This is a genomic window from Rothia koreensis, from assembly GCF_052232265.1.
In the GTDB taxonomy this organism is placed as follows: domain Bacteria; phylum Actinomycetota; class Actinomycetes; order Actinomycetales; family Micrococcaceae; genus Rothia; species Rothia koreensis.
Window position 1 is genome coordinate 1,055,419 of sequence record NZ_CP197643.1, and the last position, 24,361, is coordinate 1,079,779.

Consider the following 24,361-nt stretch of genomic DNA (forward strand, 5'->3'; position numbering starts at 1 on the left):
TCACACTGACCATCTGCCGGAAGACCTCGACGTGCACCACGCTACCTTCGCGACCCCTGATCTGACCGTGTTCTGCCATCTCGACGAGCTCGGCCTCGTGGCCACCGGTCAGCTTTTTGAGCCGGATCGCGCGGTGATCGAGTGCCGCGTCGCCGAGCCGGATCCGTGGTGCCGGGGATGCGGTAGCCAGGCGCTCTCGCGCGGGACGGACACGCGGCGTCTCGCCCACGAGCCGTTCGGTCATCGCCCGACGACGCTGCTGGTCCGGGTCCGCCGCTACAAGTGCTCGGGATGCGGACGGTCCTGGCGTGAGGACCTCACGGCAGCGGCGCCCGAGCGAGCCAAGCTGTCCCGTAGCGGGATGCGGTGGGCGTTGGAAGCGCTCGTGATCGACCACCTCACCGTCGCCCGCGTCGCCGCCGGACTCGGTGTCGGTTGGCACACGGCGAACAACGCGGTCCTCGCTGAAGGGCGTCGAGTGCTGATCGACGATCCCGCCCGGTTCGACGGCGTCGCCGTGATCGGCGTCGACGAGCACGTCTGGCGCCACACGAGAGTCGGCGACAAGTACGTCACCGTCATCATCGACCTCACCCCGAACCGCGACAAGACCGGCCCCGCCCGTCTGCTGGACATGATCGAGGGTCGCTCGAAAGCCGTGTTCAAGACCTGGCTCGCCGCACGCCCGCAGGACTGGCGCGATGGTGTCGAGGTCGTCGCGATGGACGGGTTCACCGGCTTCAAGACCGCCGTCAGCGAGGAGCTCCCGGACGCGCAGGCGGTGATGGACCCGTTCCACGTCGTCCGCCTCGCCGGCGACGCCCTCGACACCTGCCGTCGTCGCGTCCAGCAGTGCCTGCACGGCCGGCGGGGCCGCAAAAACGATCCGCTCTACAAGGCCCGCCGCATCCTCCACACCGGCGCGCAGCTGCTCACTGACCGGCAGCAGACCCGTCTCGAGGCACTGTTCGCGGTCTCCGAGCACGTCGAGGTCGAGGCGACCTGGGGCATCTACCAGCGCGTGATCGCTGCCTACCGCGAACCCGATCGGAAGACGGCGAAGAAGCTGATGACAGCCGTCATCGATTCCGTCTCCAGCGGCGTCCCCGCCGCGCTCGTGGAGGTCCGCAAGCTCGGCGGCGCGCTGCTTCATCGTGCGACCGAGCTTGCGGACCTCGACCAGCGCCGCCGGGACGCCGGTGGTGATCGTAGCGATCACGGCCTGCATGGCCAGCTTGGCCTTCTTCTTGTCGGGCTCGCGGTAGGCGGCGACGATGCGCTGGTAGATGCCCCAGGTCGCTTCGACCTCGACATGCTCCTCACTCGCGAACACCGCATCCAGTCGGACCCGCTGACGGTCGGTGAGCAGACTCGCCCCGGTGTGCAGGGTGCGGCGAGCCTTGTAGAGCGGATCGCCCTTCATCCCGCGGTGCCCCGTGGTGTCCTGCTGGACCCGGCGCCGACAGACATCGAGCGCATCACCGGCGAGCCGGACCACATGGAACGGATCCATGACGGGAACAGCGTCGGGCAGCTCTTCGGCCGCGGCGGTCTTGAACCCCGAGAACCCGTCCATCGCGACCACCTCGATCGCCTTCGACCAGTCCTTCGGGCGGGCGGCTAGCCACTGCTTGAACACCGCCTTCGAGCGGCCCTCGACCATGTCCAGCAGCCGCGCCGGGCCCGTCTTGTCGCGGGCTGGGGTGAGGTCGATGATCACGGTGACGTATTTGTCGCCGAACCTGGTGTGACGCCAGACGTGCTCGTCGACACCGATCGTGGTGACCCCGTGGAACCGGGCAGGGTCGTCGATGAGTCGACGCCTGCCCTCGGCGAGGATCGCGGTGTTCGCGGTGTGCCACGACACCCCCAGTCCTGCGGCGGCGCGGGAGACGGTGAGGTGGTCGACCACGATCGCCGTGAGCGCCCACCCGATCCCGGCGCGGGAGATCTTCGCCCGCGGCGGCGCCGCCTTCGTCGTGTCCTGCCGCCAGGTCCGCCGGCATTGGCCACACCGGTACCGGCGCACCCGCACCAGCAGCGTCGTCGGCCGGTGCCCGAACGGCTCGTGCGCAAGCGGCCGCGTGACGGTGTCACGCGGCACGCCCTCCGCACCGCACTTCCGGCACCACGGGTCGTCGTCGACGACGCGGCACTCCAGCACCGCCCGGTCGGGCTCGAGCAGCTGGCCGACGGCTTCGAGGCCGAGCTCGTCGAGACGGCAGAACGTGGTGAGGTCAGGGGCCGCGAACGTAGGGTGGAGCAAGTCGAGGTCTTTCGGGATGGCAAGCGTGAAGAACTTCCATCATCCGGGAGACCTCGACCCCTACCCGGCCGCCGACGCGCTCAGCCGACTACACCCTCGTTCGCGAAGAGCCACTTTCAAGTGCTCGACGGTTATCTTTTAGAGTTCCTTCAACGTAAACGAGCCTCTTTGGAACTCTCTGAGATTACTCGATAATTTTACTTGAATCCGAGACGCCATGTCGCCGTACCATCGGAGTTGATGGACGAATGATCGGCATTCGGACAGATATCCTGGAACTTTAGACTGAGATTATTGAACGTTGCCGTCTGGGTGAGTCCGGCATCAGTTGTTCCTTGAGGGCGGCCGAGGGTCACATCGTAATATGGGAAGTCTTTCGAGTTGCACTTACCCTTTTCAGGATGTTTGGTATAGTCCTCATGCCAGGACATTAGGTTATTAGTGGTTATACCTTCTGTCTCTTCTGGGATTTTGTAGGATCCGGCGTTATATTCCTTATGGGAAGCGGTGTCGATGACTTTGCCATGAAAGGTGTGGTCCTCTTTCGTGAACGTCATAGACAAATCATACTTTGCACCGGCGGTGAAGGGAATGTCAGTCGCGCAAGTTACACCACCCCCACCGTCAGCCCCACTATGGCAAAGTCCTGTGTCCACCGGAGTAGCGTTCTTGTTGAAAGAGCTAAAGCGGACTGATACTTGACGATGGCCATCCCTGGCCCGCTCCATCGGCTGCAACCCGAAATACCCGGCGTCATCGGAATGTGCGTAGTAAAACTGGTTGGAAAAAAAGAACTGACGAGTATCGGGCGAACTATTGATCGTCATAGGAAATGTCATTTTGGCGAATTTGTGCGGACTGTCGCCGAAATTTGGCCAAACGACTCCGTGATACCCATTAGAGTAATCTTCGGGTGCTTGCCTTGCGCTGCCCGATGTAGGTTTTGAATCCTGCTCTTGAATGTTGGCTGGAGCGGGCTGGACTGATTGAGCGGCAGAGGGTGTTGTGACGACTGCGGTGAGTGCCATGCAGGCGATTGCGGGGGCAGTTAACCATTTCATGATAATAATCACTCCAATTATTTGGGCTTAAGCGGGATTTCGCTGTTGACGGGGGTCGTTTCGACTTGCACCAGGAGAATGCTGTGAGGCTAATTGTATTGTAAGCCGTAGACGATTGTCAGTTTTTGCTGGCATTTTGAGAGGCGGAGGGCCCCATCTAGAGTGGGGTCAAGAGGGGCCCTCCTTGCGCTCTGATGGATTCTGTTTATGCTTGGCGGACCAGCGCGAAGTCTATCCGTGGAACTGCATCAATGCCTTTGAGAATTCGTAAGGACTCTGCTCGACTTTCGATGTTTCCTTATTGTCGCGGTTTGTTGACCACGCGGATACCCTGCCGATATGGTGCTGGTTGGCCCACGTCACTAGTTTCTTTGCGTTGTTGACCGTAAAAGTCTCAGTTTCCACGTCGTTTACCCCTAGCATTGGGGTAATGCCCACCATTTTCCACAGCTGGGCATCAGTCCTACTGGTGCCATAAACGGATTTGAGCTGGTCGTGAAGGCTTTCACCTGCCTTGATTGCCGCGTCACCCATATCGCCGTGCCCGGGCCATGCCGAATCGCCGTAATCCATAGCCATCACGTTCCAGGTGTCTACCGCCAGGCCGGCTTTGACGGCTTCCTTCACCAGATCAAGACCTTCTGGAGTGAGACCGGTTGGCAGTACCGGCAGGGTAAATGAAACATGCAACGGGTTTCCTGTGGCTTTATAGCCCTGTTGCAGGGAGGCTAAGACTTCCATGCGGCGTGCCACCGCTTCTTTATTTTTAAGTCCTGCCCCTTCGATATCGAAGTCGACTTTATTGGTTTTAAGTCGATCAAATACTGATTTGTAGGCATCTCCCAGCTCGCCTTTATCAGTGATCACTTCGGCCAGTTCTTGGTTGGCGGCCCCGCCGAAGCTCGTGACTACATCACCATGACTATTGCGCAGATCGTTGATAGTCTGGATCTTGGAATTTCCAGAAACTGGCTCAGTTTTCTGCGCACCCCAAGCGGGGAAGTATTTCCCATCATTGCCTTTGGCCGCTTGGATGAAGCCAGTAGTGAAATAGGGGTTTCCGATCTGCTGAGAAAGTTCAGTCAGGTTAGCGGGGGGCCAAGCGTCCATGTCGGTGTAAGGCACGAACGGGGCAGGGGCCTGATGATTATTGTCGATCGCAGGGATAAACGCCGTCGATTGCTTCCACTCCAGCGTTAGAGGTGTGCCGGCGGCGGGAACGTAATCCTCGGATTGCCCTGCTTCGGTGACTGTAACGGTGCGAGTGGCCGCATCGTACTTGGCGTTTTCCCAGCTGTCCATTTGAGAGAATTCCTGGCCAGCGGGTAGCTTGATCTGAACCTCCCATCCCGGGACGGTGACAGCTTTGCCGTCTTTGGGGACTAGCTGGAAATGCGTGATACCTCCGGAGCCCCAGTCCTGGTCCTTCGAGCTGGCCTGATCGCCAACCCATTTTACATCTAGCTTGTCGGCACCCTTGGTGACTGTGGCCGTCGTTTTAGTTTTCTGCATCTGGATACTGGATGATCCTGATGGTGCAGGTTCCTGTGCTGTCCCGGCAGCCTGAACGGTGGGTGCGGCGCCGATCAACGAGATGAGGGCGAGGCTGGTGACTGCTGAGGCGGTTTGCCATTTCAAAAGAATCAACTCCAATGTTATTGATGTGCCCATGCCTTGAGACTAGAGGTGTCTATCCAGGCTGGGGCAGGGTGTGCCTGCATGGCTTAAGGTAATACAAGTTTGAATGTATGGGTAGCGGGGTTGGCCAAAAGGTCCTGCCAGCGTTTGCTGGGCGATGGTCCGAATACGGGGCTACTTTGGGGCTACTTTGGAAGGTAATTCATCTGATATTGGCGGGAATGTGCGGGATATTGTTCGGGAAATGTATTGTCTGGAAGCTGGATACTAAGGGGATCAAGTGGTTGTTGCAGGAAACGTCTGGAACTGTCAAACGTGCGTGATCCACCAACAGAGGGTCGCCGGTTCGAATCCGGCAGGGGGCTCCAAAATCAAAGGGCCACGAACGGCATCAACCGTTCGTGGCCCTTTTGCATGTCCCGGGTCATGCGGCGTCGCGTGCCGGCATGTGGATTAAGCGTGTGGCTTGACCTGGTGACAAGGGGATTCTCCACCTTCCTAGACTGGTGTCGAAGCGTACTTCCGTTGGACCCCGCTGGAGGAGACACCATGACTCAGAAGAATACGCAGAACCACGTCGGCGCCAATCAGCTGACTTTTCAGAATCCCGTGAACCGCTTTCCCTCGATCGAGCCCCCGCAGCAGCATCAACCGGAGCCCGGCCTGGACGAACAGCTCGTCCCCAAGGCCGATAGGGGAGAGACCAGCTATCGGGGGACCGGACGCTTGGAAGGGCGCAAAGCCCTGATCACTGGCGCCGACTCCGGAATCGGGGCCGCGGTGACCATCGCTTTCGCGAGGGAAGGTGCCGAGGTCGCCCTCAACTACCTTCCGGCCGAGGAAAAGGACGCCCAGTACCTCAAGAACCTCCTGGAAAACGAGGGGCACACGGTGCACCTGCTCCCGGGCGTCCTGACCGACAGGGAATTCTGCCGGAGCGTGGTGGACCAGGCCCACGAAGCCATGGACGGGCTCGATACTCTCGTCAACAACGCCGGAAAGCAGGTGGTGACCGACGGACTGCAGGGCCTCAGCGATGAGGAGCTGGAGGCGACCTTCGACGTCAATATTCTGGCCATCTTCCGGGTCACCCGCCATGCCCTGAACTATCTTCCGGCTGGCTCCTCGATCGTCAACTCGACGTCGATCCAGGCCTACGACCCGTCGCCGCACATCATGCATTACGCCTCGACCAAAGCGGCCATCAACAACTTCTCCAAAGGGCTCAGCCAGGAACTGGCCCCGAAGGGAATCCGTGTCAACGCCGTGGCCCCGGGGCCGATTTGGACGCCGCTGCAGGTCAGCGACGGCCAACCGAAGGACGCCCTTCCCCAGTTCGGCAAGAACACTCCGCTCGGACGCGCGGGTCAGCCCACCGAGTTGGCCCCCGCATACGTCTTCCTGGCGTCGTCCGAATCCAGCTACGTGATCGGGGAGACCCTCAACGTGACGGGCGGACAGGTCTCGCCGTAGCCACGGCGCGGGCGAGGTTGGTGACCGACCCCGTGGCCGTGATGCACCAGTGCACCGCGAGAACAAGAAGCAGCGCGAGGGACAGAAGATCCCACCCCATCAGGTGGGTCCCGAGGCTGCAGGTCCCCACGGGGAAGGTCATGGCCCACCAGCCGGGGGTGAACGGCATGCCGCGGAGAAACTGCCGGTAGGTCGTCGCGGCCGCCCATGCAAAGACCGGGATTCCGATGCACAAGACGACCACGCCGTACCCGTGGGCGATCTCCGACAGGATGGAGTCGACGCCCGGGCTGACGAACGGGGTGGTGGCCATGGCCAACGACTGGGCAGCTGCCGTCGACTGCCCCACAATGCCCAGAGGAATGAAGGACGACGCCGCGGCGGCCGCTGGGAGCGCCTCGTGCCTCCACGAATGCTCATAGGCGACTCCGAACACTGCGACGCCCATGCCCAGGGCCACGAAAAAGCTTCCGACGGACAACAGGCCCGTCAGGATCGCTCCGTGCGGGGACGCGGCGTGCGCGACCAGTTGGGCCCCCGTCGTCGCCGTCACCATGGGCGCGACCACGGGCAATCCCCACGCGGGCAGGGGGTGCTCATGGTGAATCTTCATGAGCTTGGCCGCGAACCCGACTGCGCTGACCCATCCGATCGCGGTTCCTATGAACCACAGGACCCAATCCACCGACCAGGCGGTTGTCTCCCACTGGGGAAGCCAATGAGGGATCACGGTAGACGTCGCCGAGCCCACGGACAGGCACCCCATCGAGACCATGCCCCAGGCGCTGACTTCGGAATGCTTGGACAACGAGTCCCTGAGAACACGAGGTCTACGAACGCACCTCGCCAGAAAACCCACGGTGAGCAGGATCAGCAACGCCCATCCGATCAAGCACAGCACCACGTCCAGAACCGCGATTCCATGGGCCCGGAGAAGGGACGACAGCAACGACGTGCCCATCACGGAACCGAACCACGCGGGGCCTGCGGGAACCACGGTGGGGCGTCCTTCGCTCGCCGGATCCTCCAGCGGGCGCGTGTCGAAATGTTGCGCTGAACGAAGCATGAATCGAGCCTATTCCCGCCATTGCGCCTCGAGTAGAGGGTATTCACCTGTCGGGTCACAACTACAGCTTGTGACCAGCTAGGCTTGGACCATGAGCGTGCATCGACTTCCCGACCTCTCGGTCTGGGCCCTGATCGACGAGGTGGACCGGCGAGGAAGTCTCGGCGCGGCGGCCCGAGCCCTGGGGATGACGCAACAGGCGGCCTCGGCCAAAGTCAGGGGCGCAGAAAGTCTCCTCGGGGTCGACCTGTTCGTGCGCTCTCCACGGGGCGCCGTCGCGACCCCGGAAGGACGCACGGTGCTCGAGGCCGCAGCGGGTCTGCTCGAGTCGGCGCGCTCGCTTGCGGAAGCGGTCGACTCGGTTCGCGGGGGCACCTCGAGGCGGCTCACGGTCGCTGCCAGCAATACGGTGGTCGAGCACTATCTCCCAACGTGGACCGGGGCCATGCTCCGCAGGGATCCCGGGATGAGGATCGACGTCGTCGCCGCGAACTCCCGCGAGGTCATGCGCGACGTCGTGGCCGGAGACGTCGAGCTCGGTTTTGTCGAAACCCCAGAGAGTCCCGGTGGCGATCCGGACGCGGGGCGTTTGCGCGAAGAAGCCCGTTGGCAGGGCAAGCTCCTGGCTCGTTCGGTGGCCTGGGACAGCATCGTCCTGGCCGTGACCTCGGCCCACCCTTGGGCCGAGGAACCACCGACGGTGGACCAGGTTCGCGCCACACCACTGCTGCTTCGGGAGTACGGTTCCGGAACCCGCCGCGCCGTCGAACAGGCTCTGCCGGGAATGGCCGCTCCCGCGGCGGAGGTCGGTTCCCTTTCCGCGCTGTGGCGCACGGCTCGTGCGACCGGGATCCCCACGTTCTTGCCGTCGCGGGCGATTGTCGAGCCCCTGGTGCCCGTGCGTGTCGAGGGTCTCGACGTCGGGCGTCCCATTCGTGCGATCTGGCGCCGAGGTCGTCACCTGTCCGCCGTCGCGAGTTCCCTGATTGCGGCGGCGGAGGACCCGGCATCCGCGTAACAGGGAGTGGGCAAGAGGATGTTGGGCGTCACACAAAAGTCCACGCAAGCCCACAGGCCCGAGTAGGATCGATCCGGATCGATCTATGAGGAGACAGCGAGTGACACAGGAACAGGCCGAGAAATCCGTGATGACGGGGCGTCTTGTCGTCGTGCGCCATGGGCAGACCGACTGGAACAAGGCCGGTCGGATGCAGGGCAGCTCGGACATCCCCCTCAACGACAGGGGCCGCGAGCAGGCGCACGAGGCCGGAAGGGCCTTGGCAGAACAGAATGAGTTCTGGAGCTACCTCGGGGCGTCCCCGCTTTCCCGTGCCCAGGAAACGGCCCGCATCATCGGTGAGCACGTGGGCTTGTCGGAGATCGAAACCGTCCCCGGCGTTATTGAGCGCGCCTATGGTGACGCCGAAGGACAGACGCTGACCTTCGAGGACTCGCGCCATCCGCAGGACCTGTTCGCGGGAGTCGAGCCCGAAGCGGATGTCTACCGTCGAGGAGTTGCAACCCTCAAGGACCTGGTCCTGGAGCATCCCGGGGAGAACCTCCTCGTGGTGAGCCACGGGACGCTCATCCGCAGGGTTCTCCTGGCGACGACGCCGGGGGACTGGACCGAACACGTGCCGAACGCGACCCCGATCGAGGTCGACATCGAAGGTTTGTTCGCGTGGGATCCGGAGCAGCTGGTCCTGGACTGAAACGTTCCGTCATGGAGACCACGAAAGCGGTGTGCCGGGGATGTGCGTTTCCCTGCGAACGCTAGCGATCGCAATCAATCCCGTTGACCGGACCACTTAATGCCACATAAAATCAAACACGCACAAACGGGGGTTTCCCGTTGACGTAACCGGGAGTGTTTCACCATGTTCGCTGAAGAACGACGGGCGGAGATCGCCAAGCTGGTCAGCAGCGCCCGGCGAGTGAACGGTGCCGAACTGGCCCGACGATACGAGGTCACGATGGAAACCGTGCGCCGTGACCTGGCGGCCCTCGAAGCCGATGGCCGGTTGCGCCGCGTGCACGGCGGGGCCGTGACCGTCGAACAGTCCACTGCGGTCGAATCCAGCATTTCCTCCCGCCAGACAGTCAATACCCCGGAGAAGCATCGGATTGCGTCCCGCGCGTACCAGCTCCTGCAGGACGCCGACGCCGGGGCCGTGGTTCTCGACGCCGGTTCGACGACCGAAATCCTGGCCGACCTCATCGCAACTTCGGACTTCTCCCTCAAATCCGGTGCCGATCGCCTGATCGTCACCCATGCTCTGCACATTGCGGTCAAACTCGCCGAGGCCGACGGGATCGTTCTCGACCTCGTCGGCGGCCAACTGCGCAAGATGACCTGGGCCGCGGTGGGTACGCGAGCTGCGGAACATTTTTCGACCATCCGCCCGGACATAGCCCTGATCGGCGTCAACGGACTCAACGAAGAGTTCGGGCTGTCGACTCCCGGACTGAACGAGGCCATCGTCAAGACCGCGATCGTGCGCAGCGCGCGCCGCGTGGTCCTTCTGTGCGATTCGGCCAAATTCGGTCAGGAGTCGCTCGTGAGGTTCGCGAGCCTGCCCGACATTGACGCCCTCATCACTGACAAGGCGCCCGAAGGATCCTTGGCAGCCGCCCTCGAAGAAGCGAACGTAGAGGTTCTCATCGCATGATCGTTACCCTGACAGCCAATCCCAGCCTTGATCGAACCGTCGAGATTCCTGCTGCCCTGGATCGCGGAACCGTGATCCGTGCCAGCCGTTCGGTGGCAGACCCCGGCGGCAAGGGCGTCAATATTGCCCGCGCTCTGAGTGTCAGCGGCGTCGAGACGGTCGCCGTGCTACCCGGGGACGACGGCGATCCCGTTCTGGCCGGTCTTGCCGAGGCGAACGTCAGGTATTCGAACCTGGCGACCGGTTACCCGATCAGAACAAACGTGACCGTTGCCGAGCCGGACGGGACAACGACCAAAATCAACGCCCCTGGCGAGCCCTTCGACGAAAGAGCGCAGCGCGAGCTGACTCGCTTGCTGATCAATGAGGCCGACGGCGCCGGTTGGCTGGTGCTTGCCGGTTCATTGCCTCCCGGAGTGCCCAGCGACTACTACGCCGTGATCTCCAGGGCGGTCAGGGAAGGCCTGGGGGCCGAGGCTCCCCGCGTCGCCGTGGACACCTCCGGGTCCGCGCTGAGGGACACCCTCAACGGCCAGGACGGCCTGCCGACCCTGATCAAGCCCAACTCCGAGGAGCTGGCGGAACTGGTGGGACGTTCGGGAGCGTGGGAAACGCTCGAATCCGATCCGGTGGAGACCGCCAGGACCGCCCGTGAACTCGTGGACCGCGGCGTCGGATCCGTGCTGGCGACGCTCGGTGCCAAAGGCGCCGTCCTGGTGACTGCGGATGGTTCGTGGCATGCCCAGCACGCACCGATCCGGGCCCGGAGCACGGTCGGTGCCGGGGACTGCTCGCTCGCCGGATACCTCCTGGCTCACGAAGCCGGTCAGGAGCCGCAGGAATGCTTGCGCCAGGCCGTGGCCCACGGGTCGGCGGCCGCGTCCCTGCCCGGGACCCAGGTTCCTACCCTTCAGGACACGACCCCTCAGGCCGTGACCGTGACAAAGATCGACTGACAGCACGACCCATATCACGCCCCGGCGGGCCGCCCCATCGGGCCGCCCGACCGGGCCCGCACCATCAAGGAGAACCTCATGTCCGAACTGATCACCGCAGATCTCGTGGTCTTGGATCAGGACCTGGGCGAGGACCGCTTCGACCTCATCAGGAATTTGTCCGAAAAAGTCGTCCAACAAGGCCGGGCGACGTCCCTCGAGGGCCTCTACGCGGACGCCAAGGCCCGCGAATCCAAGACCGACACCGGAATCCCGGGCGGAATCGCCATTCCGCACTGTCGGTCGGAATCGGTCACCGAGGCAACACTGGCCATGGCCAGGCCCGCACCCGGCGTCGACTTCGGGGCGAAGGACGGACCTGCCGACCTCATCTTCTTCATCGCCGCACCGGAAGGCGCAGACCAGGAACATCTCACGCTGCTGTCCAAACTGGCGCGCTCGCTCGTCAAGAAGAGTTTTGTGGCGTCCCTCCGTTCGGCCGAGGATCCGCAGGACGTCGTGGACCTGGTCAACGGGGCACTCGGGCTCGGCGGTGCAAACGAGGCCTCCGACGCCGGGGCGTCGGCGGGCCCGTCGTCGGATCGGGTAACCCAGGAGGGCGGATCGAAGACGCCCACGGGCGAAGGATCCACGTCGTTGGCCGCCGGCGCAACGGCAGCCGCCGGCGCCACGGCAACCGCTGGCGCCACTGCAACCGCTGGCGCGTCGGGGGCTGAAGCGGCCGCTTCGTCCGCAGACACAGCCGCGTCCGATGACGATCACGGCACGACGTCCGCCACGGAGGATGCAGCCTCAACGAAAGACTCGAGCGAAAAAAGACTCGTGGCCGTGACCGCGTGTCCCACGGGGATCGCCCATACCTACATGGCGGCGGATTCCCTGGCCCAGGTTGCCGAGGAAAAAGGCATCCGTCTCGACGTCGAGACCCAGGGGTCCTCGGGGAACGAAGCGCTGTCGCAGGAGACCATCGACGCCGCCGACGCCGTGATCTTCGCAGTGTCCGTCGACGTTCGGGACCGGGAGCGCTTCGCAGGCAAGCCGGTTATCGAATCCCCGGTGAAACGAGGGATTGACGAACCCGAGGCCATGATCGACGAAGCGATCGCGGCCTCGGGGGACCCGAACGCGCGCCGGGTGTCCGGTTCCAAGTCCGCGAATGCCTCCGCGGCATCGGACGAAGGCACGTGGGGCGGACGAATCTACCGCTCGCTCATGACGGGCGTTTCCTACATGATCCCGTTCGTCGCGGCGGGCGGTCTTCTGGTGGCCATCTCCTTCATCCTGGGCGGCTACGAGATTGCCAACAACGCCAACGACATCCTGGGAATCTCGGACGACGCCGTCACGGGGGACGGCGCGTCGCTGTTCAACCTCGGAGACACGAGCCTTCTCCAGTACCTTGCCGCCGTGGCGAACGTGATCGGCAACTTCGCGATCGGGCTCCTGGTGCCGGCCTTGGCCGGGTACATCGCCTTCGGCATGTCGGGGCGACCGGGCATCGCTCCCGGATTCGCGGCCGGCCTGGTCGCCAATACCGTGGGCGCCGGCTTCCTGGGCGGGATCGTCGGTGGTCTCCTGGCCGGCGTCGTCGCCTATCTGCTGGCGAAACCGAAGCTTCCTCGGTGGCTGGCCGGCATGATGCCGGTCGTCATCATCCCGTTGCTCGCGACCATGATCTCCAGCGGTCTGATGTTCCTGATCCTGGGGCAACCGATTGCCTGGATCATGACCGTGCTCAACGATTTCCTGATGTCGATGTCCGGCGCATCCGCCGTGGTCCTGGGCCTCATCCTGGGCGCGATGATGGGGGCCGATCTGGGCGGCCCGATCAACAAGGCCGCATACCTCTTCGCCACGGCCGGGCTCTCCGCCGGAAACGACGTCTCGAAGGAAATCATGGCCGCGGTCATCGCCGCCGGAATGGTCACGCCTCTGGCGATGGCGCTCGCGACGACGATCCGCAAGAAGTACTTCACCGAGGCGGAGATCTCGAACGGACGCGCGGCCTGGTTGCTGGGCGCGTCGTTCATCTCCGAGGGAGCCATTCCGTTCGCGGCGGCGGACCCGTTGCGCGTCATTCCGTCCTCGATGGTCGGAAGCGCCGTCGCCGGTGCCGTGTGCATGGGGTCGCACGTCGCCTCACCCGCGCCACACGGCGGCGTCTGGATTGTGTTCCTGGTGGACAATTGGCCGATGTACCTGATCTCGGTTGTGATCGGAACGATCGTGACCGCAGCGGTGTACCTGGTCCTCAAGGGCCTCGGCAACGCCAAGACCGGCAATGAAAAGGCCGACGAGGTAGCGGCAGCTTCCTGACAGTCGGCACGAGCTTCACGAGTAAGGACTGATAGCGATGAAGAAACTCACCGGAGTAGGCGTTTCCGCCGGGCGGGTCATCGGCCCCGTGCTGCAGATGCCCGAACCCATTCAGGAGCCGACGCCCGGATCCACCCTCGGCGACGACCAGTCGCCCGAGGAAGCGGTCGAACGTCTCCAGCAGGCGGCCGCCTCCGTCAAGGAGAACCTCAAGGAGCGTTCCGGGCGGACCTCGGGCAATGCCGCCGCGGTTCTGAAGTCCACGGCTCTCATGGCCGGGGACAAGGCGTTGCTGAAGAGCGCGAGCAAGCTCGTGACCGGCAAGAACTACACCCCCGAGCGCGCGATCTGGGAAGCGGCAGGCCTGTACGCGGAGCAGATGAAGGCCTTGGGTGGCTACATGGCCCAGCGGGTGACCGACATCCTGGACGTCAGGGCGCGCATCGTGGCGGAACTGACCGGTGAGCCCGCACCCGGGATCCCCGAGTCCGAGGACGCCTTCATCCTGATTGCGGAAGATCTGGCCCCGGCCGACACCGCAACGCTCGACCCCGAAAAGGTCATTGCGTTGGTGACCTCCGAGGGCGGGCCCCAGGCCCACACCGCGATCCTCGCCAGGGACCTGGGCCTTCCCGCCATCGTGGCCGCCAACGGTGCAACCGAGGTTCCGGAAGGCACGGTCGTCTACGTGGACGCAACCGACGGGACCATCGTCGTCGAACCCGGAGACGCCGAAAAGCATTTGGCCGAGAAGTACGCGAACCGCAAGGCGATTCCGGAGTTCGACGGCGCGGGTGTCCTTGCGGACGGAACAGGTATCCCGCTGTACTCCAATGTCGGCAACGGCAAGGCGGCACTGACCGCGGCGGAGAACCGGGCCCAGGGTATCGGCCTCTTCCGGACCGAATTCGCGTTCCTGAACAGGGAGGAAGAACCCTCGGTCGAGGAACAGAAGGTCGAGTACAAAGCCGTTTTCGACGCTTTCCCGGGGCAACACGTCGTCGTACGGACGCTGGACGCGGGTGCGGACAAGCCTCTGCCCTTCCTCACGGACGCCTCCGAACCCAACCCGGCCCTGGGCGTCCGCGGGTACCGGACGGATTGGACGACTCCGGGCGTCCTGAAACGCCAGCTCGAGGCGATCTCGGCCGCCGCGAAGGAGTCCAGCGCCGACGTCTGGGTCATGGCTCCGATGATTTCCACGGCCCCGGAAGCCAAGGACTTTGCGGTTATGCTCGATGAGGTCGGCCTCGACGTGCACGGCGTCATGGTCGAGACCCCATCGGCCGCCGTGACGGCGGAGGCGATCCTCCAGGAGGTGGACTTCGTCTCGATGGGAACGAACGACCTCACGCAGTACACGATGGCCGCGGACCGCCTGCTCGGGGCATTGGCCGAGCTGAACAACCCGTGGCAGCCGGCGGTCCTGGAAATGATTCGGCTCACCGTCGAAGGCGCCCAGCGGGCCGAAAAAACGACCGGCCGGGAGAAAACGGTGTCGGTCTGCGGCGAGGCCGCGGCCGATCCGGCGTTGGCCGTGGTTCTGGTCGGGATGGGAGTCAAAGCGCTTTCCATGAATACCCGTTCCTTGCCCGCCGTCGCCGCCGTCTTGAAATCCGTTACGCTGGAACAAGCACAACAGATTGCATCCAAGGCCTTGGGCGCGCGATCTGCTGAAGAGACAAAGGATGTGGCTCGCGCGGAGCTGCCCATCCTTGATGACCTCGGTCTGTAATCAGTCCGGCATCTCAAGGGACGTTCCGACGCCCCGCCTGACCACATAATCAAGGAGAACAATCATGGCAGAACGTATCGCCACCATCGCCAGCCGAGTCGGCCTCCACGCTCGACCGGCTGCGATTTTTGCCGAGGCTGCTGGCGACCTTCCCGTCGAGGTCACCATCGCCGCCGAGGGCGAGTCGGCTGATGAGGCAATGGACGCGTCGTCGATCCTGTCCCTCATGTCCCTGGGTGCCAAGCACGGCGACAAGGTTGTCCTGCGAGCCGAGGGCGAGGGCGCTGACGAGGCCCTGGACAGCCTGGTCAAGATTCTCGAAACGGATCACGACGCCGAATAGTCGGCGACGGCCGAGGTGCTCGACGCCTCGAGCCGCCCCGGCCCAGCATTGAGCCCGAGTTCGTTGTCCACAGAAGACGACGATCTCGGGCCTTTGTGTGAGGACTTTCCGAAACTCCGCCGTAAACTGGTGGAGACCAGCCCGCGGCGCGGGAAAACCAACCATGGCGTGGGGCAATACCTCCGCGCACGGCAGATGAGGATTCTTTGCGACACTTCACCGCTCGATTCGCGACCGATCAGGAAATCGACAACTGGGATGACCACGTCACCTCCAACCCCAACGGTGGCAACCTTCTCCAGTCCGCGTCCTTTGCCTCGGTCAAGTCCGCTCACGGGTGGAAGCCCGTGTTCATGGTCTACGAGGGCGTGACCGAAGTCGGCGAGGGGAACGACGTCGAGGAGCGAGAGGTTTCCAGCTACAACCTCGTCCTCGAGAAAAGCGTTCCTCTCCTGGGCAAGATCTGGTACATGATCAAGGGACCGGACGTCACCGACATCGAGGACATCCCCGCGATCATGGAGGCCAACCGGGAGTTCGTTCGGTCCAACGGCCTGAAGGTCTTCGCCATCAAGATCGAACCGGACATCGAGGATTCCGAATCTCGCAGCGCGTTCCTCCACCGTGCCGGCCTGGTCAAGCAGTTCAACATCCAGCCCAATGACTCCACGGCGATTCTTCGCACGGACGCGGACGAGGAGACGGTGCTCAAGTCCCTGCACTCCCGCGGGCGGAACGCCGTGCGCCGCGCCAAGCGTGAAGGGGCAGAAGTCGAACAGGTCGAACTCACGGAGGAGAACATGAAGAAGATGTTCTCCCTGATGGACACGGTCGGCCAGGGCAACGCGAACGTGAACCTGAGGTCCTTCGAGTACTACAAGCAGTTCTGGACCACCTTCGCCCGCGCCGGACAGGGACGCCTCTACTTCACCTATGAGGACGGCGAACCGTCCGTCGGCGCCTTCGTCATTCGTTACGGGCGCAAGGGCACCTACAAGGACGGCGGGTCCAAGCCGCGTCGTCGTCAGTACGGGGACTCGCACTTGGTGCAGTGGATCGCGCTGACGGACCTCATGACCGATTACGGGATCGAGGAATACGACTTCTGTGGGACGCCGCCCAAGGCGGAGCTCAAGAACAAGGAACACGGTTACTACGGGTTGGGACTGTTCAAGACCAGCTTCACGAAGACGGTGATCGACTTCGTCGGTGTCTACGACCAGGTCCTGAACCCGACCGCGTACAAGGCCTGGGTCTCCGTGGTCGAACGCGTTGTGCGCCAGATCTGGTGGCGCCGTACCAAGCAGCCTTTCTACTGAGCCGACCCTCAGGTTCTCGCGAACCGATTCTCAGGGGCGCTCGGTAGCGTCGAAGTGAGTCATGTGCCTAGGAGGGAAGATGAGCGAAGGGCAAGGGGAGCAGCACCTTTCGGGTGCCTACCCTTCCGCGGACTTGCCGCACGAGTCCGGGTCCGAAGCCGACCCATTCGGCCCCGACGTCGCAGAAGACATCTACACGGATCCGTTCTCCGGAAGTCACACGGCCCCCATCGCTCCCGACAGCACAACGGCCGAGCAGCCTGCCGCATCCACGACGGGTCTTCTCGACTCTGAAGGGGAGTACGGCGAGGAACCCCTGACGGGACCGCCGACTCGCGCCGAACAGCAGTCGACGGGGTTCCCCGCCGTCAGCAGGTCCCAGATCCGGGACGAACGGCTCGCGGAGATCCTCGGACGACCGGAGCACGGCGAGTCCGGGGCCGACCACAGCTCGGCATCGGCCGGCGGCCGAACGGGATCCACCGCGTACTCTGAGGAGAACCCCCAGCCCGAGACCGACATCAGCAGCTTGGGCGCCGCGACCCAGGGATCCGGGGTCCAGGACGCCGAGCGGATCGCCGCCACCAGGACCGCCCCGCAGGATGTCTTCCGCAATACCCAAGACCTGACCGGCAGTTATGCGGCGGGCATGCAGGCGGCACCCGCGGAACAACCGATAGCTCGTGCCAGCTATCCTTCCGCCGAGGCTCCGACCGCCCGGCCGTCTCAGCCCCGACGCGGCATCGGCTTGCGTCGGATGATGCGCTCCGAAAACTTGCCCACGGCCCCCATGAGGGTGGTCGAAAGACTCGCGAACTCGCCCTTCGCCAACCCTCGACGCCGCAAGGAGAATACCGAGGCCCGCAAAACGCTCAATTTCGCGTTGCGCATGGCGGAGACCATGTTCCACTTCGGCGCCGATTCCCGCGACGTCGAGACGGCCATCGTCGCGACGTGCGCGACCTACGGCGTCGAGGACGTCGACATCGACATCACCAACCAGTCGGTGATCATCAACTACATCTCCGAGTACGGAATCCACTCGGATGCGAATGAAGCGACGGACGAGAATGGCGGCGTCTTCAGCCACACCGTGGTTCGTGTGGTCCGGTCCTGGTCCGACAATTACGCCGGGCTGACCGAGACCCACCGCCTGGTCAAGACGATCACCAACGGTGAACTGTCCCGGTCCGAGGCGGAAGCGCGGCTCAACCGTATCCTGTCCAAGCCCAAGCCTTATCCGCGCTGGCTGGTGAGCCTCTGCAACTCTCTCGCGGCCGCGGTCCTGACGATCGGTATCGGCGGCACCTGGCCTGGCGCCATCGTCTCCTTCGTGACGTTCGCGCTCGTCCAGGTGATTGCTGGGAAACTGGCTTCGTGGAGGATTCCTTCCTTCTTCACCATGGCCGCGTGTTCCGCCGTGGTCACGCTCATCGCGATGGCGCTGTGGGCCATCGGTGCCCCCATTTCGCCACCACACATTGTCGCGTCCGGGCTGATTATGCTCCTGCCCACGCTGACCCTGGTCTCGACCATTCAGGACGCGATCAACGGGTTCCCCGTGACCTCGGCCGGGAGGCTGGTCGCCACGGGGTTGTCGTTCCTCGGGCTGATCGTCGGCATCGCGATCGCCATCTCGATCACCAGCTATGCCGGATTCGAGGAGATCAAGGTGGACAGCGTGATCTTCTCCGGAGCGCAACCGTTGGTGAATATCATCTTCATGCTCATTGCTACCGCTCTGATCGCCGTGACGGTCCAGGTGAAACCCGAACATATTCTCTACGGGGTATTCAGCGCTTTCTGTGGCCTGATGGTTTACCACCTGTTCGGTTGGCTCGGTGCGGGCGGACGCATGATCTCGATGCTCGGCGCGATCGGCGTGGGCTCCGCGTCCGCGCTCATTGCACAGCGTCGGGTCATCCCGCAGGTCGTCATCGCCGTTCCCGGGCTGACGTTCTTGCTCCCCGGACTGACCATTTTCCGTGGGATGTACACGCTGACGGTCAATATCGACCCGGTCACCGGGATCATCCCCATGCTCAACGCCGGGGCGATCATCATGTCCATGGCCGCGGCAGTCGTCCTCGGCAATTATCTGATGCGTCCACTGATGAGCAAGGATCCGCAAGTCAGGCGAAGGCTTGTCCGTAGGAGGAGACAACAGCCGGAGCCGCTGGGCAACTGAAGCCGGCGTCGTCGAGAGTTACTGGATGCGCCAATCGACCGGTTCGAGCCCCAGGGACTCCAGATGCTGGTTGGCCGTGCTGAAGGGCCGCGATCCGAAGAAACCTCTGGATGCGGACAGGGGAGAAGGGTGCACGGACTCGATCTTCGGTACGTCCGGACCCAGTTGGGCACCCGCGTTCCGGGCGTCCCTGCCCCACAGGATCGCGACGAGAGGCTTGTGGCGTGCGCCCAGAGCTTGGATGGCGGCGTCGGTGACGGATTCCCATCCCTGGTTCCTGTGGGAACCGGCCTCGCCCTCGCGCACCGAAAGGCACCGGTTGAGGAGCATGACTCCCTGGCGCGACCACGCGGTCAGGTCCCCGTGCCGGGCGGGTGGGATTCCGAGGTCCGCTTCCAGCTCCTTGTAGATATTTCCCAAGGAGCGGGGCAACGGACGCACGTGGGGCTGGACGGAGAAGGAGAGCCCCATCGCATGACCCGGTGTCGGGTACGGATCCTGACCGATGATGAGGACCTTGACCGAATCCATGGGCTCCTGGAAAGCGCGGAACACCTGGCCGGCAGCCGGAAAGGTGCGGTGCCCCGCGGAATGCTCGGCCCGCAGGAAATCGCCCATGCGTCGAATCGTCGGCTCGACGGGTTCGAGGGCCTCGGCCCAGTCACAGGCCATGATCTCGGACAGCGGCTGAGCGCCCACAGTTGCTCCCTGGTTCGTGTACGACGACGGTGGTCCCTAGACTATCCTCGTGGAGTCCCTGACCGAAGCCGAGCGCGCCATCCTTGAGATGGAGAAGAGAACCTGGAGGTATCCGGGCGCCAAGGAGCGTGCCGTGCGCCGGGAACTCGACATGCCGGCGACCGAATACTACATGCGCCTCAACCGCCTGATCGACGATGTGCGCGCCATTCGGGAGGAGCCGGCGCTGACCCGGAGACTCAGGCAACGGCGGGATCTCTGACGATCTTCGTTGCACGTGCAGAATTTGACCAGCCGGGCCGGATATTGTGGATGCTTGACCGATGCGCGGCCGAGCGTACGCAACCCCGAAAACGACGAGGACACTGATGGCCGAGTACGAACACGATGAATTCGACGACGTCCCCGCGGACTCGCCACGGCGCGGCGCATACCGCGGCGAGGTGCCCGAGAAAACTCGCGGCTACAAGCATCTCGCGGCCCTGATCGTCGCCGGCGTCTGCGCGCTCGTTCTGGGCGGCGTGTTCTTCCTGCTCTCCCCGAAACTTGCCTCGCCCGAGTCGGCGAGCGCCACGAAGTCGTCCTCGAGCAGTCACTCTTCCTCGGACTCTTCATCCTCGAAGGGCGGGGAAAACGCGGATTCGTCCGAGACCGAACCCGATTCTTCGACGTCGCTCGCGGTGTACAACCAAGGCGCGGCGGAAGGCACGGCGACCAATGCCGCGTCGACCCTGACCGACGCCGGTTGGAAGGTCTCCGATGTCAGCAACTGGGACGGCCCCTCCCAGGAGGCCACCGTGGTCTTCTTCACCGACGGCCATGAGGACCAGGCCAAAGCGGTAGCCGACAAGCTGGACATCGACAACGTCAAACCGGCTACCGACTCCGGCTACGACGTCGTGGTCGTTCTCTCAGATGACGGCGGAACCTCCGCGGAATCCGGCCAGGGCGGCGAGAACGCCGACCAGGGGGCCGGAAGCGCGGGACAGGACGCCGGAGGATTGGGCCAGGATTCCGGAGGACTGGGCCAGGACTCCGGGACAGCGGGCCAAGACGGCAGCGGTATCGGTCAGGACTCCGGGATTCCGGGCCAGTAGTAGATCGTCACGGTTCGGCACCTCGTGGCCGCTTGCGTTCCTGCTATCGGCACGACGCATCGGAGGGACGGCGAGCGGTGCTTGCGGCGGCCGATCCTACGGATGTGCTGTGAGCGAAGAGCCGTTGCCGTCTGTGGAGAACGTTTGCACTCTCCGTCGCCGAGTGCCAAGATTGGACTTAGCACTCATCCACCTCGACTGCTAAACACGTCGCTTGGGCCGGCCGATTGTCGGCCGGGCGGCAGGCGTCGCGGATCGATGGGCAAAGACACAGTCACCACGGTGAGGTGTGGGAGCAGGTCGCCCAGAGCGTGGTCTGGTCACCAGCCGTCCGTCGCGGGCACCGTGGCTGATGTATCCGTCTACCGTCCAGGAGGGACGTAAGCCACCATGGCAAAACTGATTGCTTTTGATGAAGAGGCACGGCGCGGACTCGAGAAGGGCCTGAACACCCTTGCCGACGCGGTCAAGGTCACGCTTGGGCCCCGCGGTCGCAACGTTGTGCTGGAGAAAAAGTGGGGTGCCCCCACGATCACCAACGACGGCGTTTCCATCGCACGTGAGATCGAGCTGGAAGATGCGTACGAGAAGATCGGCGCCGAGCTCGTCAAGGAAGTCGCCAAGAAGACCGACGACATCGCGGGTGACGGCACGACCACCGCGACCGTCCTGGCCCAGGCCCTGGTCCGCGAGGGCCTCCGCAACGTTGCGGCAGGCGCGGATCCGCTGTCTCTCAAGCGCGGCATCGAAAAGGCCGTCGAGGCCGTGACCAAGGAATTGCTCTCCTCCGCCAAGGAGATCGAGACCGAGGAAGAGATCGCGGCCACCGCTTCGATCTCGGCCGGTGACCCCGAGATCGGCAAGCTCATCGCGCAGGCGATGGAGAAGGTCGGCAAGGAAGGCGTCATCACTGTCGAGGAGTCGAACACCTTCGGGCTCGACCTCGAGCTGACCGAAGGTATGCGCTTCGACAAGGGCTTCCTCTCCGGTTACTTCGTGACCGACGCCGACCGCCAGGAAGCGGTCCTCGAGGATCCCTACATCCTCATCGTCAACTCCAAGATCTCCAACGTGAAGGACCTGGTCCCCGTGCTGGAGAAGGTCATGCAGTCCGGCAAGCCGCTGCTGATCATTGCCGAGGACGTCGAGGGCGAGGCCCTGGCACTCCTGGTCCTGAACAAGATGCGCGGCTCCATCAAGTCCGCGGCCGTCAAGGCACCGGGCTTCGGCGACCGTCGCAAGGCTCAGCTGGCCGATATCGCCGTCCTGACCGGCGGCCAGGTCATCACCGAAGAGGTTGGTCTCTCCCTCGAGACCGCAACCCTCGACCTGCTGGGCCAGGCCCGCAAGGTGGTCGTGACCAAGGACGAGACCACGATCGTCGATGGCGCGGGTTCCGCCGAGGAGATCGAGGGCCGTGTGGCCCAGATCCGCGCCGAGATCGCCAACACCGATTCGGACTACGACCGTGAGAAGCTGCAGGAGCGCCTGGCGAAGCTTGCCGGCGGTGTGGCCGTGCTCAAGGCTGGTGCCGCGACCGAGGTCGAGCTCAAGGAGCGCAAGCACCGCATCGAGGATGCAGTCCGCAACGCCAAGGCGGCAGTGGAAGAAGGCATCGTCTCCGGCGGCGGCGTGGCACTCATCCAGGCCGGTGTTCGTGCTTTCGATTCCCTCAGCCTTGAAGGGGACGAAGCTACTGGCGCGAACATCGTCAAGGTGGCCGTGGACGCTCCGCTCAAGCAGATCGCAACGAACGCCGGCCTCGAGCCCGGAGTCGTGGCGGACAAGGTTCGTGGACTCGAGCAGGGCTACGGCCTGAACGCTGCAACCGGGGACTACGAGGACCTCATGACCGCGGGCATCAACGACCCGGTCAAGGTGACCCGCTCGGCACTGCAGAACGCTGCATCCATTGCCGGACTGTTCCTGACCACCGAGGCCGTCGTCGCCGACAAGCCCGAGAAGAACGCCGGCGGTGCCGGTGCCGAGGGCATGGACGGAATGGGCGGCATGGGCGGCATGATGTAGTCATCGGCCCTCCGGGCACATGCCCGGCAGCCTCCGAAGCCCCGCACGAGTTCGACTCGTGCGGGGCCTTTCTGTTGCATTCCGGGCCTACCGGGGCGTGAGAATGACGTCGATGCGTCATGTTCGGCCGGTCGGAGTAAGGTGGGCAACCGGAAAAAATCCTTCGAGGAGTTGGGACGACGGGTGGGGAACACGAAGAGCAAGGCCTGGTTGTGGGCGCTGGTGCCTTCATGTTCTTCTCCCAAACGGGCCTCAACATCGCCAGGCCGCAGATGAGCTACAAGCTCATAGCCCTCGGCGCGCCACCATTCACGATTGGTCTGGTGACCTCTGCTTACGCGATTGTCCCCGTATTTGCCGCGATCGCCATGGGACGGCTGGCCCAGAGGATCAAAAGATTGAGGCTCCTTGTGCTCGGGGGCGGACTCCTCATCGCGGTAGGCACCGCGATGCTCGCCGTCGTCGATGGCGTGGGAACCATCGCGTGCGCCAGTCTCGTCTTCGGCATGGGGCACCTCGTCTCCCAAATCGGCTCACAGTCAGCGGTCTCCAGGTACGCGTCCGACCCCGGCCTGGACCAGGGATTCGGCTGGACTACCGCGGGGCTGTCTGCCGGTCAGCTCGTCGGGCCGCTGATCGGTGGCTGGGTTCTGGGGCTCCACGCCGACCCGAGCGAAGCACAGAGGCTCAATGACATTGCGATCGCCTCGTGGATCGGTGCCGGGTGCGCCCTGGTCTCGATTGTTTTCATGCTCCTTCCCGTGGTGAAGACCACCTCGCGGGCCCAGACCGGGGCCTCGCCGTCACAGGCTGCCGACACAGGGGACGCCCCGGAGACAACGGAGCCCGCCTCGAAGGCCACCACCACGAGGATCCTGCGGACACCCGGAGTCGCCTCACACATCCTGGCGTCCTTGGCCATGCTCTCGATCATGGACATCCTGACCTCCTTCCTTCCGCTCGTCGGCGAACAGCACGGCGTCGCTCCCGTCTGGGTCGGTATCCTCCTGGCCGCCCGCAGCCTGGCCTCGATCGTGTCCCGATCGATGATCTCCGTCCTGTCCGCCCGGTGGAACAGGACACAACTGGTGCTGGTTTCCCTCGTGCTGGGTTCCCTCACGGTCGCCGCCGTACCACCCGTCATGTCCGTGATTCCCGCGGCCCTCGTGCTGCTCCTGATCGGGGGCTTCTTCATCGGACTCGCACAGCCTCTGACGATGACGATGATCATCAAATCCGTTCCGACCACATGGAGATCTCCTGCGCTCGCGGTTCGCCTGACCGGCAACAGGGTGGGGCAGGTCCTCATCCCGCTGGTGGCCGGCGCCGTCGTCGCGCCCGTGGGACCCGCCGGAGCCATCTGGCTGACCTGCGCACTGCTCCTGGGGTCGGCAGGGGAGAAAGCGCTCCGGTATTCGCGACAAGGAGCCACGAGTGCCGACCTCTGACCCGGAGCCGACCTCTGACCCGGAGCCGGGGACTCGGTTTCGCGGGATACCATGGGGTC

General features: G+C 63.8%; 18 protein-coding genes and 2 pseudogenes. 15 read left to right on the forward strand and 5 right to left on the reverse strand.

Features of this window, described 5'->3' with window-relative positions; all coding sequences use genetic code 11:
* Positions 1–31: 31 nt before the first annotated feature.
* Positions 32–1,204: pseudogene (locus tag ACTSLZ_RS04570) on the forward strand (ISL3 family transposase); the annotation flags it as partial.
* Here ACTSLZ_RS04570 and ACTSLZ_RS04575 read toward each other — a convergent pair.
* From ACTSLZ_RS04575 to ACTSLZ_RS04585, 3 genes and pseudogenes are all read right to left on the reverse strand, one after another.
* Positions 1,094–2,266 (reverse strand): annotated as a pseudogene (locus ACTSLZ_RS04575) (ISL3 family transposase); the annotation flags it as partial. The pseudogenes ACTSLZ_RS04570 and ACTSLZ_RS04575 overlap by 111 nt on opposite strands.
* 197 nt (positions 2,267–2,463) lie before the next feature.
* Positions 2,464–3,339, reverse strand: a complete 876-nt coding sequence (locus tag ACTSLZ_RS04580) for a hypothetical protein (protein WP_443095861.1) — start codon at positions 3,337–3,339, stop codon at positions 2,464–2,466.
* Between the two features lie 219 nt (positions 3,340–3,558).
* Positions 3,559–4,998, reverse strand: a complete 1,440-nt coding sequence (locus tag ACTSLZ_RS04585) for a chitinase (RefSeq protein ID WP_443095862.1) — start codon at positions 4,996–4,998, stop codon at positions 3,559–3,561.
* Between the two features lie 516 nt (positions 4,999–5,514).
* Between ACTSLZ_RS04585 and ACTSLZ_RS04590 the strand changes: the two genes are divergently transcribed.
* Complete coding sequence (locus ACTSLZ_RS04590) at positions 5,515–6,438, forward strand: SDR family oxidoreductase (RefSeq protein WP_443095863.1); 924 nt, start codon at positions 5,515–5,517, stop codon at positions 6,436–6,438.
* Here the strand turns inward: ACTSLZ_RS04590 and ACTSLZ_RS04595 are convergent.
* A complete protein-coding gene (locus ACTSLZ_RS04595) occupies positions 6,407–7,504 on the reverse strand; it encodes a TDT family transporter (RefSeq protein ID WP_443095864.1) in 1,098 nt (365 codons plus the stop codon). The genes ACTSLZ_RS04590 and ACTSLZ_RS04595 overlap by 32 nt on opposite strands.
* Positions 7,505–7,595: 91 nt before the next feature.
* Here ACTSLZ_RS04595 and ACTSLZ_RS04600 point away from each other — a divergent pair, with 91 nt between their 5' ends.
* The 9 genes from ACTSLZ_RS04600 to ACTSLZ_RS04640 all read left to right on the forward strand — a co-directional run bounded on the left by ACTSLZ_RS04600 (position 7,596) and on the right by ACTSLZ_RS04640 (position 19,030).
* Positions 7,596–8,522, forward strand: coding sequence for a LysR family transcriptional regulator (locus ACTSLZ_RS04600; protein ID WP_443095865.1), 927 nt, complete (start codon positions 7,596–7,598; stop codon positions 8,520–8,522).
* A 100-nt stretch (positions 8,523–8,622) separates the two neighbouring features.
* The gene (locus ACTSLZ_RS04605) at positions 8,623–9,216 is read left to right on the forward strand and encodes a histidine phosphatase family protein (protein WP_443095866.1); all 594 of its coding nucleotides are present in this window, start codon (positions 8,623–8,625) and stop codon (positions 9,214–9,216) included.
* Positions 9,217–9,381: 165 nt separating this feature from the next.
* Positions 9,382–10,173, forward strand: coding sequence for a DeoR/GlpR family DNA-binding transcription regulator (locus ACTSLZ_RS04610; protein ID WP_129314859.1), 792 nt, complete (start codon positions 9,382–9,384; stop codon positions 10,171–10,173).
* Entirely contained in the window at positions 10,170–11,129 is a 960-nt protein-coding gene (locus ACTSLZ_RS04615) for a 1-phosphofructokinase family hexose kinase (RefSeq protein WP_443095867.1), read from the forward strand. The genes ACTSLZ_RS04610 and ACTSLZ_RS04615 overlap by 4 nt, the downstream gene beginning before the upstream one ends.
* 78 nt (positions 11,130–11,207) lie before the next feature.
* Entirely contained in the window at positions 11,208–13,445 is a 2,238-nt protein-coding gene (locus ACTSLZ_RS04620; RefSeq protein WP_443095868.1) for a PTS fructose transporter subunit IIABC, read from the forward strand.
* A 37-nt stretch (positions 13,446–13,482) separates the two neighbouring features.
* Positions 13,483–15,180, forward strand: a complete 1,698-nt coding sequence (ptsP, locus tag ACTSLZ_RS04625; protein WP_443095869.1) for a phosphoenolpyruvate--protein phosphotransferase — start codon at positions 13,483–13,485, stop codon at positions 15,178–15,180.
* A 64-nt stretch (positions 15,181–15,244) separates the two neighbouring features.
* Positions 15,245–15,523, forward strand: a complete 279-nt coding sequence (locus ACTSLZ_RS04630; RefSeq protein ID WP_129314870.1) for an HPr family phosphocarrier protein — start codon at positions 15,245–15,247, stop codon at positions 15,521–15,523.
* A 206-nt stretch (positions 15,524–15,729) separates the two neighbouring features.
* The gene (locus tag ACTSLZ_RS04635; protein WP_443095870.1) at positions 15,730–16,842 is read left to right on the forward strand and encodes a lipid II:glycine glycyltransferase FemX; all 1,113 of its coding nucleotides are present in this window, start codon (positions 15,730–15,732) and stop codon (positions 16,840–16,842) included.
* 79 nt (positions 16,843–16,921) lie between these two features.
* On the forward strand, positions 16,922–19,030 hold the full coding sequence (locus tag ACTSLZ_RS04640) for a threonine/serine ThrE exporter family protein (RefSeq protein WP_443095871.1): 2,109 nt from the start codon (positions 16,922–16,924) through the stop codon (positions 19,028–19,030).
* An 18-nt stretch (positions 19,031–19,048) separates the two neighbouring features.
* Here ACTSLZ_RS04640 and ACTSLZ_RS04645 read toward each other — a convergent pair whose 3' ends face one another.
* Positions 19,049–19,729 carry a uracil-DNA glycosylase gene (locus ACTSLZ_RS04645; RefSeq protein WP_443095872.1) on the reverse strand — a complete coding sequence of 227 codons (681 nt, stop codon included), beginning with the start codon at positions 19,727–19,729 and terminating at the stop codon, positions 19,049–19,051.
* Positions 19,730–19,778: 49 nt separating this feature from the next.
* Between ACTSLZ_RS04645 and ACTSLZ_RS04650 the strand changes: the two genes are divergently transcribed.
* The 4 genes from ACTSLZ_RS04650 to ACTSLZ_RS04665 all read left to right on the forward strand — a co-directional run bounded on the left by ACTSLZ_RS04650 (position 19,779) and on the right by ACTSLZ_RS04665 (position 24,302).
* Positions 19,779–19,991 carry a DUF3263 domain-containing protein gene (locus tag ACTSLZ_RS04650; protein ID WP_238692323.1) on the forward strand — a complete coding sequence of 71 codons (213 nt, stop codon included), beginning with the start codon at positions 19,779–19,781 and terminating at the stop codon, positions 19,989–19,991.
* Between the two features lie 106 nt (positions 19,992–20,097).
* Positions 20,098–20,826: a LytR C-terminal domain-containing protein gene (locus ACTSLZ_RS04655; RefSeq protein ID WP_443095873.1), complete on the forward strand. Its 729-nt coding sequence runs from the start codon at positions 20,098–20,100 to the stop codon at positions 20,824–20,826.
* 390 nt (positions 20,827–21,216) lie between these two features.
* A complete protein-coding gene (gene groL, locus ACTSLZ_RS04660; protein WP_129314880.1) occupies positions 21,217–22,854 on the forward strand; it encodes a chaperonin GroEL in 1,638 nt (545 codons plus the stop codon).
* A gap of 230 nt (positions 22,855–23,084) precedes the next feature.
* A complete protein-coding gene (locus ACTSLZ_RS04665) occupies positions 23,085–24,302 on the forward strand; it encodes an MFS transporter (protein ID WP_443095874.1) in 1,218 nt (405 codons plus the stop codon).
* Positions 24,303–24,361 lie beyond the last annotated feature (59 nt).

Bases quoted from the DNA above. Each gene is read 5' to 3' on its own strand.
- ACTSLZ_RS04590 (WP_443095863.1), top strand. From the start codon at position 5,515: ATGACTCAGAAGAATACGCAGAACCACGTCGGCGCCAATCAGCTGACT.
- ACTSLZ_RS04630 (WP_129314870.1), top strand. From the start codon at position 15,245: ATGGCAGAACGTATCGCCACCATCGCCAGCCGAGTCGGCCTCCACGCT.
- groL (WP_129314880.1), top strand. From the start codon at position 21,217: ATGGCAAAACTGATTGCTTTTGATGAAGAGGCACGGCGCGGACTCGAG.
- ptsP (WP_443095869.1), top strand. From the start codon at position 13,483: ATGAAGAAACTCACCGGAGTAGGCGTTTCCGCCGGGCGGGTCATCGGC.
- ACTSLZ_RS04655 (WP_443095873.1), top strand. From the start codon at position 20,098: ATGGCCGAGTACGAACACGATGAATTCGACGACGTCCCCGCGGACTCG.
- ACTSLZ_RS04620 (WP_443095868.1), top strand. From the start codon at position 11,208: ATGTCCGAACTGATCACCGCAGATCTCGTGGTCTTGGATCAGGACCTG.
- ACTSLZ_RS04640 (WP_443095871.1), top strand. From the start codon at position 16,922: ATGAGCGAAGGGCAAGGGGAGCAGCACCTTTCGGGTGCCTACCCTTCC.
- ACTSLZ_RS04615 (WP_443095867.1), top strand. From the start codon at position 10,170: ATGATCGTTACCCTGACAGCCAATCCCAGCCTTGATCGAACCGTCGAG.
- ACTSLZ_RS04585 (WP_443095862.1), bottom strand. From the start codon at position 4,998: ATGGGCACATCAATAACATTGGAGTTGATTCTTTTGAAATGGCAAACC.
- ACTSLZ_RS04595 (WP_443095864.1), bottom strand. From the start codon at position 7,504: ATGCTTCGTTCAGCGCAACATTTCGACACGCGCCCGCTGGAGGATCCG.
- ACTSLZ_RS04665 (WP_443095874.1), top strand. From the start codon at position 23,085: ATGTTCTTCTCCCAAACGGGCCTCAACATCGCCAGGCCGCAGATGAGC.
- ACTSLZ_RS04600 (WP_443095865.1), top strand. From the start codon at position 7,596: ATGAGCGTGCATCGACTTCCCGACCTCTCGGTCTGGGCCCTGATCGAC.
- ACTSLZ_RS04610 (WP_129314859.1), top strand. From the start codon at position 9,382: ATGTTCGCTGAAGAACGACGGGCGGAGATCGCCAAGCTGGTCAGCAGC.